Below are 10,436 nucleotides of genomic sequence, written 5' to 3' on the forward strand. Positions count from 1 at the left end.
GTTGGGCGGGTCCGTTCGGGGCGGTCAGGCCGTTGGAGGCGCCGTCCTGGTTGACCGCGCTGCCGCGGATCACGGCGAGGATGGGGTGTCCGGCGGCCTGCGCCACCGAGAGCCGTTCGAGCAGCAGTAGGCCGGCGCCTTCGCCCCAGCCGACTCCGTCCGCCGAGGCGGCGAAGGATTTGCATCGGCCGTCCGCGGACAATCCGCGCTGGCGGGAGAACTCGACGAAGACGCCCGGTGTGGCCATCACCGACACCCCGCCGGCCAGGGCCAGGTCGCACTCGCCGTTGCGGATCGCCTGCGCGGCCAGGTGCACCGCGACCAGTGACGACGAGCAGGCCGTGTCGACCGTGATCGCCGGGCCCTCGAAGCCGAACGTGTACGCCACCCGCCCCGACGCCACGCTGCCGGCGCTGCCCGTACCGAGCAGACCCTGCAGGTCGTCGGACTGGGTGCTGAACAGGCGGGCGCCGTAGTCGTTGTACATCACGCCGGTGAAGACCCCGGTGGAGCTGCCGCGCAGCGCGTCCGCGTCGAGGCCGGCGCGTTCGATCGCTTCCCACGTCAGCTCGAGCAGCAGGCGTTGCTGCGGGTCGATGGTCAGCGCCTCGCGCGGGCTGATCCCGAAGAACTCGGCGTCGAAGTCGCCCGCGTCGTACAGGAAACCCCCCTCGCGGGTGTAGGACGTGCCGATGTGCGCCGGGTCCGGGTGGTACAGGTCCAGGACGTTCCACTGCCGGTCCGACGGGAAAGCCGAGATCGCATCCCGGCCCTCGGCGACCAGCTCCCACAGCTGCTCGGGGGTGCGCACCCCGCCCGGATAGCGGCAGCTCATGGCGACGACGGCGATCGGGTCCGGCCGGGTGGCCGCCTCCAGCCGCTGCCGGGTCTGGTGCAGCTCGGCAGTGGTCCACCGCAGATACTCGGTCAGCTTCTCTTCGTTAGCCATGGATCAACCCGTTTCCTCGGTGGCCGGAAGCCGGCGGAGTTCCTTGTCGATGAAGTCGAAGAGCTCGTCGCCGGAGGACTGCCGGAGTTTGCCGGCGACCGCCTCGTCCGAACCGGCCCCGGCGGCCTGCCACCGGTCGGTGAGGTCGCGCAGACGGCGGCCGATCGGGTCGTCCCGGCCGGCGTCGGCGGGCAGGTCTGCGAGGAGCGCGGACAACCGGTCCAGCTCGGCCAGCGCCGACTCGACCGGATCGGCCGGCGCCGGTGCCAGCGCGTCCCGCAGGAATCCGGCGATCGCGCCGGTGGTGGGGTGGTCGAACACCAGCGTCGCCGGAAGCCGCAGGCCGGTCAGCGTGCCGAGCCGGTTGCGCAGGTCGACCGCGGTGAGCGAGTCGAAGCCGAGCTCCTGCAGCGGCCGGTCGGCCCGTACCCCGCCGGTGCGGCCCAGCACGGCCGCGACCTGATCGGCGACCAGGCCGGTCAGCAGCGCCTGCTGCTCCTCGGCGGCCAAGCCGGCGAGCCGGTCGGACACGGCCGGACCGGTGGCCGCGACCCGGCGGGCCGGGGCCCGGAACAGGCCGCGCAACAGCGGGTTGACCGTACCGTCGGCGGCCTGGGCCTGCAGGGCCGCCGAGCCGAGCCGGGCCGCGAGCAGCACCGCCTCGTCCGCGGCGGCCAGGCCCGCGTCGAACAGTGCCAGCGCCTCGGGGGTGTCGAGGGGGATCAGCCCGTTACGGCTCATCCGTCGCCGTTCGTCGACGCTGAGCTCGCCGGTCAGCCCGGAGCCCTCCGCCCACAGGCCCCAGGCCAGCGAGACGCCCGGCCGGCCGGCGGCACGGCGGGCCTGTGCCAGCCCGTCGAGGAACGTATTCGCCGCCGCGTAGTTCGCCTGTCCGGGGCTGCCCAGCAGGCCGGCCGCGGAGGAGAACAGCACGAACGCGTCGAGGTGGAGGCCGGCCGTGAGGTGATGCAGATTCCACGCGGCGTCCACCTTGGGCCGCAGCACCCGTACGACGCCGTCCTCGGTGAGCGAGCCGAGGGTGGCGTCCTCGATCGCGCCGGCCGCGTGTACCACCATGGACAGCGGCCGGTCCGCGGGGATCGCGTCCAGGACGGCCCTTAGCGCGTTGGCGTCGGCGGCGTCGCACGCGGCCACGGTCACCTCGGCACCGGCCCGGGCGAGTTCCGCCCGCAGCTCGGTGACGCCCGGTGCACCGGCCCCGCGGCGGCTGAGCAGCAGCAGATGCCGCACGCCGTGCCGCTCGGCCAGATGCCGGGCGAGCAGCCGGCCCAGCGTGCCGGTGCCGCCGGTGACGAGCACGGTCCCGGCGGTCCGCGGTGGGGCGGCCGGCGGGGCGGCCGGCGGGGCGGGCAACCTGACCAGCCGCGGCAGGTAGGCGCGCCCGGACCGGACGGCCACCTGCGGTTCCCCGGTGGCCAGGGCGACCGGCACCGCGGCCGGGTCGTCCACGTCGGCCACCACGAACCGGCCCGGCTCCTCGGACTGCGCGCTGCGCAGCAGGCCCCAGACGACGGCGGCCGCCGGGTCGACCGGGTCACCGCCGGCCACCGCGACCGCGTCCCGGGTGACGAACGCCAGGCGTACGTCGGCCAGCCGGGCATCCGCCATGGCCGCCCGGCACAGCGCCAGGGTGTCCAGCACCGCCCGGCGGGCGGCCGCGGGCGGGTCGGCCCGGTCGGTGCCGACCTCGACCACGACGACGTCCGGCGGGTGGGTGGCACCGGCCAACTCGGCGAGCTCGGCGGGCTCGGCGAGCCGGACGATCCGCAGATCCGCCGGGTCGGCCGGGGTCGCCTCGGTCCACTCCAGACGATGCAGCACCGGGATGGTCGCGCCGTCCGCGGCAGCCAACTGCTCCGCCGACACGGCTCGCACGGTGACGGCGTCGATGCTCAGCACCGGCCGCCCGGCCCCGTCGGCGACGTGCAGGGAACAGGAGTCGGCCGTGTCCCCGGTCAGGCGGACGCGCAGGGCACGGCTGCCGATGGCGTGCGCGGTGATCCCGGCGAACGAGAACGGCAGGCGCACCTGGACAGCCGACGATCCGGGTAGCCAGGCCATCGCGTGCAGGGCGGCGTCCAGCAGGGCCGGGTGAACCCCGTACCCGGTGATCTCGGCGTCGTCCGGCAGATCCACCTCGGCGTACACATGGCGGTCGTCCCGCCAGGCGGCGCGCAGGCCCTGGAAGGTCGGCCCGTAGCCGAGCCCCGCGCCGGACAACCGGTCGTAGAGGTCCGCGGTCGGCAGCGCCTCTGCGCCGGCCGGTGGCCAGCTGCGGTCGGCGGCCGGGGTCGACGCGAGCCCGTCCGGGCCGAGCAGGCCGGTGGCGTGCCGGACCCACGCGGTGTCCGGGTCCGCGCCGTCCGGCCGCCCGTACACCGCGAGGGTCCGCCGCCCGTCCGCGTCCGGTGGCCCGGCCAGCGCCTGGACTTGCACGCCACGCTCGCCGATCACCAGCGGCGTCTCCAGCGTCAGCTCCTCGACCGTGCTCAGGCCGGTGGCCTCGGCGCAGTGCAGCGCCAGGTCGACGAAGGCGGTGCCGGGCAGCAGGACGGTGTCCCGGACGGTGTGCTCGCCCAGCCACGGCGGCGCGGACGGCGCGAGCCGGCCGGTGAACATGTGCCCGCCCTTCCCGGCGAGCACGGTGGCCGCGCTCAGCAACGGATATGCGGACCGGTCCAGGCCCGCCGACCGGACGTCGCCCGCTTCGGCCGACGGCATGAGCCAGTAGCGCTCCCGCTGGAACGGATAGGTGGGCACGGGCACCGCGCGGGCCGGTGGGGTGCCGAGCACCGGTCCCCAGTCCACCGCGACACCGTGCACGTGCACCCGGGCCAGCGCCGTGGCGAACTCGGCGTTCTCGTCCCGCTCGCGCCGCAACGTGCCGAACGCGACCGCGTCGACGCCGCGCGCGTCGATGGTCTGTTCGATTCCGTAGGTCAGGACGGGGTGCGGGCTGGCCTCGATGAACACCCGGTACCCCGCGTCGAGCAGGGTGCCGGTGGTCTCGGCGAAGCGCACCGGTAGACGCAGATTGCGGTACCAGTACTCGGCGTCGAGCACGGTGGTGTCCAGCTGCCGGCCGGTGACGGTGGAATAGAACGCGATGTCGGCGGGCCGCGGCTCCAGTCCGGCCAGGCACGACAGCAACTCGTCGCGGATGGCTTCCACGTGTGCGCAGTGCGAGGCGTAGTCGACCGGGACCACCCGGGCCCGTACGCCGGCGGCGGTGAACCGCTCGACGAGCAAGTGCACGTCCGCCAGGTCGCCGGACACCACGGTGACCGACGGCCCGTTCTCGGCGGCCACCACCATCCGGCCGGTCAGGTCCTCGATCGCGGCGTCCACCTCGGCGCGGGGCAGCGGGATCGACGCCATCGCACCGGTGCCGGAGAGCCTGCGCAGCGTCCGGCTGCGCAGCGCGGCCACCCGGGCGGCGTCGTCGAGCGACAGCGCCCCGGCCACCGCGGCGGCCGCGATCTCGCCCTGCGAATGGCCGATCACGGCGTCCGGGCGGACGCCGGCCGACCGCCACAACTCGGCCAGCGAGACCATCACCGCGAACAGCATCGGCTGGGCGACGTCCACCCGTTCCAGCGGCGGTCCGGGCCGGCCGCGCAGCACGTCCATCAGCGACCACTCCAGGTGCGGGTCGAGGGCGTCCGCACACTCCCGTAGCCGACCGGCGAACGGTTTCGAGGATTCGAGCAGGTCGCGGGCCATGCCCACCCACTGCGAACCCTGGCCCGGGAAGACCAGCACGGTACGGCCGGTGGCGTCACCGTGGGCCCGGCCGGTGACCACGGCCGGGTGCGGGGTGCCCGCGGCCAGCGCCGACAGTCCGGTCAGCCGGTCCTCGACGGCGCCGAGCAGCACGGCCCGGTGCGCGAACCGTGACCGCCCCGTCGCAAGCGCGTGCGCCACCCCGGCCGGGTCCGGTGCGCCGTCCGCCACTCGGTCGCGCAGCCGCGCCGCCTGAGCCCGCAGCCCGGCCTCGGACTTGCCGGACAGCAGCCACGGCGCGGTGTCGTCGCCGGCCGGCGCCGGCTCGGCTGGTTCCGCTTCGACGGTGTGCTCCAGCACCACGTGCGCGTTGGTGCCGCTGATCCCGAACGACGACACGGCGGCCCGGCGTACGCTGCCCGCGTCCGGCCAAGGCATCGCCTCGACCAACGGGGTGACCACGCCGGCCGACCAGTCGACGTGCGAGGTCGGGCGGTCGATGTGCAGCGTCCGCGGCAGCATCGCCTGCCGCATGCTGAGCACCGTCTTGATGATTCCGGCGACGCCGGCCGCGGCCTGCGTGTGCCCGATGTTCGACTTGACCGAGCCGAGCCGCAGCGGCCGGTTCGCGGTGCGGTCCTCGCCGTACACGGCGATCAGGGCCTGCGCCTCGATCGGGTCGCCGAGCGCGGTTCCGGTGCCGTGCGCCTCCACCGCGTCCACCTCGGCCGGCGCCAGGCCCGCGTCGGCCAGCGCCTCGCGGATGACCCGCACCTGGGACGGCCCGTTCGGCGCGGTCAGGCCGTTGCTCGCGCCGTCCTGGTTGACCGCGCTGCCGCGGACCACCGCGAGGATCTGGTGGCCGTTGCGCTGCGCGTCGGACAGCCGCTCGACCAGCAGGAGACCGACGCCCTCGCCCCAGCCGGTGCCGTCGGCGGCCTCGGCGAACGGCTTGCACCGGCCGTCGGCGGCGAGGCCGCGCTGCCGGCTGAACTCCACGAAGATGCCCGGCGACGACATCACCGTCACCCCGCCGGCCAGCGCCATGTCGCACTCGCCGTCGCGCAGCGCCCGGCAGGCCAGGTGCAGCGCCACCAGAGATGAGGAACATGCGGTGTCCAGGGTGATCGCCGGGCCCTCCAGGCCGAGCGCGTAGGCGACCCGGCCGGACGCCACACTGCTCGTCGTGCCGGTCAGCAGGTAGCCGCCGACCGCGCCGGTCGCCGCGCCGACCCCGTAATGCTGGGCGGCCATCCCGACGAACACCCCGGTCCGACTGCCGCGCAGCTCCGCCGGGTCGATGCCGGCCCGTTCCACGGTTTCCCACGCGGTCTCCAGCAGCACCCGTTGCTGCGGGTCGGTGGCGAGCGCCTCGCGGGCGTTGATGCCGAAGAACTCCGCGTCGAACCGGTCGGCGTCCTCGATGAACCCCCCCTGCGTGACATAGCTCGTGCCCGGCCGGTCCGGGTCCGGGTCGGCGAGTGCCGCCAGGTCCCACCCGCGATCGGCCGGGAAGTCGGTCATCGCGTCAGTGCCGGCGGCCACCAGATCCCACAGGTCTTCGGGGCTGCTCACCCCGCCCGGGAACCGGCACGCCATGCCGACGATCGCGATCGGCTCGGTCGCCGAGCCGGCGCGACGGCCGGCGGCGGGTGCGCCGGCGGCCGGCCGGCCACCGGCGAGCATCTCGTGCAGGTGCGCGGCCAGAGCCCGTACGGTCGGATGGTCGAACACCACCGTCGCCGCGAGACGTTCGCCGGTGATGGTGTTGAGCCGGTTGCGCAACTCCACCGAGGTCAGCGAATCGAAGCCGATCTCCTGGAAGGTGCGCCCCGGATCGACCGCCTCGGCGGTGCCGTGCCCGAGAACCGCGGCCACTTCGGCGCGGACCAGATCGACGAGCAGCCGCACCCGCTCGGTCTCGGGCCGGTCGGCGAGCCGCCGCTTCAACGACGGGCCGGACGCCGTCCGCTGCCGGGCCGGCGCGGCCCGCACCAGCGCCCGCAGGATGGCCGGCACCTCGCCGTCCGCCCGGGCGGCCAGCGCGTGCCGGTCCAGCACGGCGGGCACCAGCACCGCCCGATGGTCGCGGAGCGCCGCGTCGAACAGCGCCATCCCCTGCTCGTCGCTCATCGCGTGCATGCCGCGGCGCTGCAGCCGCAGGCGGTCGTCGGCCGCCATCGCGCCGTTCATGCCGTCCGCGTTGTCCCAGGCGCCCCAGGCGAGCGAGACGGCCGGCAGTCCCTCAATCCGGCGCTGCCGGGCCAGCGCGTCCAAAAAGGCGTTGGCGGCCGCGTAGTTGCCCTGCCCCGGACCGCCGAGCACGCCGGCCACCGATGAGAACAGCACGAACGCCGCCGGACCGGACCGCCGGGTCAGCTCGTGCAGGTGCCACGCGGCGCCCGCCTTGGCGGCCAGCACGCCGCGCAGCCGGTCCGCGGTCATCGCACCGAGCGTCCCGTCGTCGAGAACGCCGGCGGTGTGCACCACCGCGGTCAGCGGATGATCCTCGGGCACCGACGCGAGCAGGCCGCGCAGCGACTCCGGGTCGGCGACGTCGCACGCGACGAGCGTCACCGAGGCGCCCAGCTCCGCCAGCTCGGCGCGCAGCATGCCTGCGCCCGGAGCGTCCGGACCCCGTCGGCTGGCCAGGATCAGGTGGCGTACGCCGTACGCGCGCACCAGATGCCGGGCGGTGAGCCGGCCCAGCGCACCCGTGCCGCCGGTCACCAGCACCGTGCCCGGACCGGAGAGCGGCACGGGCATGGTCAGCACGAGCTTCCCGACCGCGCGCGCCTGGCTCAGGCAGCGCAGGGCCTCCGGTGCGTCGCGCAGGTCGAAGGCGGTGTGCGGCAACGGCCGTAGCACCCCGCGCTCGAACAGGCCGAGCAGCTCGCCGAGCATCTCCCGGATCCGGTCGGCGGTCGCCTCGGACAGGTCGAACGCGTGGTAGCGCACCTGCGGATGGTCCACCCCGATCCGGTCGGCCGCGCGGACGTCGGTCTTGCCCATCTCCAGGAACGTCCCGCCGCGCGGCAGCAGCCGCAACGAGGCGTCCACGAAGTCGCCGGCGAGCGCGTTGAGCACCACATCTACGCCGGTGCCGCCGGTGGTGGCGCGGAACGTCTCGGCGAAGGTGAGGGTGCGCGAGCTCGCGATGTGGTCGTCCGGCAGGCCCTGCCCGCGTAGCGTGTCCCACTTCGGCTCGCTGGCCGTGCCGAACACCTCCGCGCCGAGGTGCCGGGCCAGCTGGGTGGCGGCCATGCCCACCCCGCCGGCCGCCGCGTGCACCAGGATCTTCTGGCCCGGCCGCAGCCCGGCGAGATCGACCAGGGCGAAGTACGCGGTGAGGAACACCGTGCAGGTGGAGGCCGCCTCCGGATAGGACCAGCCGGCCGGGATCCGGGCCAGCAGGCGATGATCGGTGATCGCGGTCTCGGCCAGGCAGCCGTCGAACAGGCCCATCACCCGATCTCCGGGCGCGAACCCGGTGACGCCCGGGCCGACCTCGGTCACGATGCCCGCGCCCTCGGACCCGATCCGCGGCTGGCCCGGGTACATGCCGAGCGCGGCCAGGGCGTCCCGGAAGTTCAGGCCGGCGGCGCGCATCGCCACCCGGACCTCGCCTGTGCCCGGTGACCGGGTCGCCTCCGCGGCCGGCACCGGCGCGATCGACTCCAGCGTGCCCGGGGTGGTGACGTCCAGCCGCTGCCCGGCGTCCGGCAGCGGCACCCGGGCCGCCGCGACGAGCCGCGGAGCGTGCAGCACACCGCTGCGCACGGCCAGCTGGGGTTCGTCGCCGGCCATGGCGGCCTGCAGTATCTCGCCGGCGCTCGCCGCCGCGTCCACGTCCACCACGACGAATCGGCCCGGGTGTTCGGCCTGAGCCGACCGCACCAGCCCCCAGACCGCCGCGCCGGCCAGGTCGGGGCCGCGCTCACCGGCGTGCGTGGCGACCGCGCCCCGGGTCAGCAGCACGAGCCGCGCCGCGCCGAGCTCGGTGGCCAGCCAGTCCTGCAGCAGCTCCAGGACGCGGGTGGTGGCCTCCAGAGCCCGCTCGGGCGGGTTGCCGTCCGCCGGGACCGGCGCCACGGCGAAGACGGCGGCGGGTGCGGTCTCGCCGGCGACGACCGCCGCGGCCAGCTCGGCCATCGACCCGCTGCGGGCGGGCACCGGGACGACGTCCTGCGCGCCGGTCAGCGCCCACCAGGTGGTGTCCACGGGCCGGTCGGCCGGTACCACCGGCCACTCGACGGTGAACAGTGCGTCCGTGGCGGTGCTGCGGGACCGGGCCAGCTGGTCGGCGGTGACCGGGCGGGCGGTGAGCGTGCGGACGGTGGCCATCACCTTGCCGTCCGGGTCGGCGAGGGTGACCGACACCGAGTCCGGTCCGGCGGCGGCGAGCCGCACCCGCACCCGGCCGGCCGCGCCGGGCCGGACGGTGACGCCCGACCAGGAGAACGGCAGGCGGGTGCGCGCGTCGTCGCCGTCACGCAGGATCGTCACGTGCAGTGCCGCGTCCAGCAGCGCCGGGTGGAGCTGGAAACCGCGGGCGTCCGCGCCGTCCGGAAGGGCCACCTCGGCGTACAGGTCGTCGCCGTGCCGCCAGGCAACCCGCAGGCCGCGGAACGCCGGGCCGTAGACCATGCCGAGCTCCGCCACCCGGTCGTAGAGGTCGTCGATGTCGAGGGCGGTCGCGCCGGCGGGTGGCCAGGACACCGGCTCGCCGGGCAGGTCGCCGGGGTCCGGGCTCAGGACACCGGTGGCGTGCCGGACCCACCGGCCGTCCACGTCGGCGGGGCGGGAGTGGACGCTGAGTGCGCGGTGGCCGTCGCTGCCGGCGGCGTCGACGCGCACCTGGAGCTGCACGTCGCCGGTGCGGGGCAGGATCAGCGGCGCTTCCAGGGTGAGCTCGGCCAGCTCCCCGCCGTCAGCGGCGTGCAGGGCGAGGTCGACGAAGGCGGTGCCCGGCAGGAGCACCTCGTCCAGGATTTCGTGGTCGGCCAGCCAGGGATGCGCGGACAGGCTCAGCCGGGTGGTGTGCAGGTGGGTGCCGTCGGGCAGCTCGGTGGTGGCGGTCAGCAGCGGGTGGGTGCTGGCGGCGAGCCCGGTGTGGCTGAGGTTGGTGGTCTCGGTCGGCGCCAGCCAGTAGGAGCTGTGTTGGAAGGGGTAGGTGGGCGGTGGCGTTTGGTGGGGGGCGGGTGTGTCGGGTGGTTCGTGGAGGTGGAGTTGGGCGCGGGCGTGGTGGGGGTTGGGGCTGGTGATGGTGTGGGGTTGGTCGAGGGTGTGGTGTAGGTGTGGGGTGAGGGTGCTGTGTGCGGCGATTTCGAGGTAGGTGGTGGTGCCGAGGGTGTGGAGGGTGGTGATGGTGCGGTGGAAGTCGACGGTCTGCACCAGGTGGTCGGCCCAGTATTCGGGCGTGATGGGGGTCGCCTCGCCGGTGAGGTTGGTGATGACCGGGGTGTGGGGGGCCGGGTGGTCGAGCGCGGCGGCGGTGTTCAGCAGCGGTTGACGCAACCCGGCCATGGCCGGGTTGTGGAAGGCGTGGGCGGTGCGTAGCAGTGTGGTTTTGATGCCGGTCTGCTGGAGTTCGGTGGTGATGGTGGTGATGTCGGAGGCTGGTCCGGCGATGACGGTGATGGTGGGGCTGTTGCGGGCGGCGATGGACACCGCGGGGTGGCTGTTCAGCATTGGCGTGAGTCGGTCGGGTGTGGTGTGGATCGCGGCCATGGTGCCGGTGGGT

General features: G+C 74.9%; 2 protein-coding genes. Both read right to left on the reverse strand.

Annotation, left to right across the window (positions count from 1 at the left end; translation table 11 throughout):
• The coding region (locus D7223_RS32260) for a beta-ketoacyl synthase N-terminal-like domain-containing protein (RefSeq protein WP_420330361.1) at positions 1-931 on the reverse strand (931 nt) is incomplete at its 3' end.
• Between the two features lie 21 nt (positions 932-952).
• Complete coding sequence (locus D7223_RS32265) at positions 953-10,423, reverse strand: type I polyketide synthase (protein WP_120733478.1); 9,471 nt, start codon at positions 10,421-10,423, stop codon at positions 953-955.
• Positions 10,424-10,436 lie beyond the last annotated feature (13 nt).

It is taken from the genome of Micromonospora endolithica (assembly GCF_003626595.1).
Classification (GTDB): Bacteria; Actinomycetota; Actinomycetes; order Mycobacteriales; family Micromonosporaceae; genus Micromonospora; species Micromonospora endolithica.

Coding starts and splice junctions, on each gene's coding strand:
- D7223_RS32265 (WP_120733478.1), bottom strand. CDS start 10,423: ATGGCCGCGATCCACACCACACCCGACCGACTCACGCCAATGCTGAAC.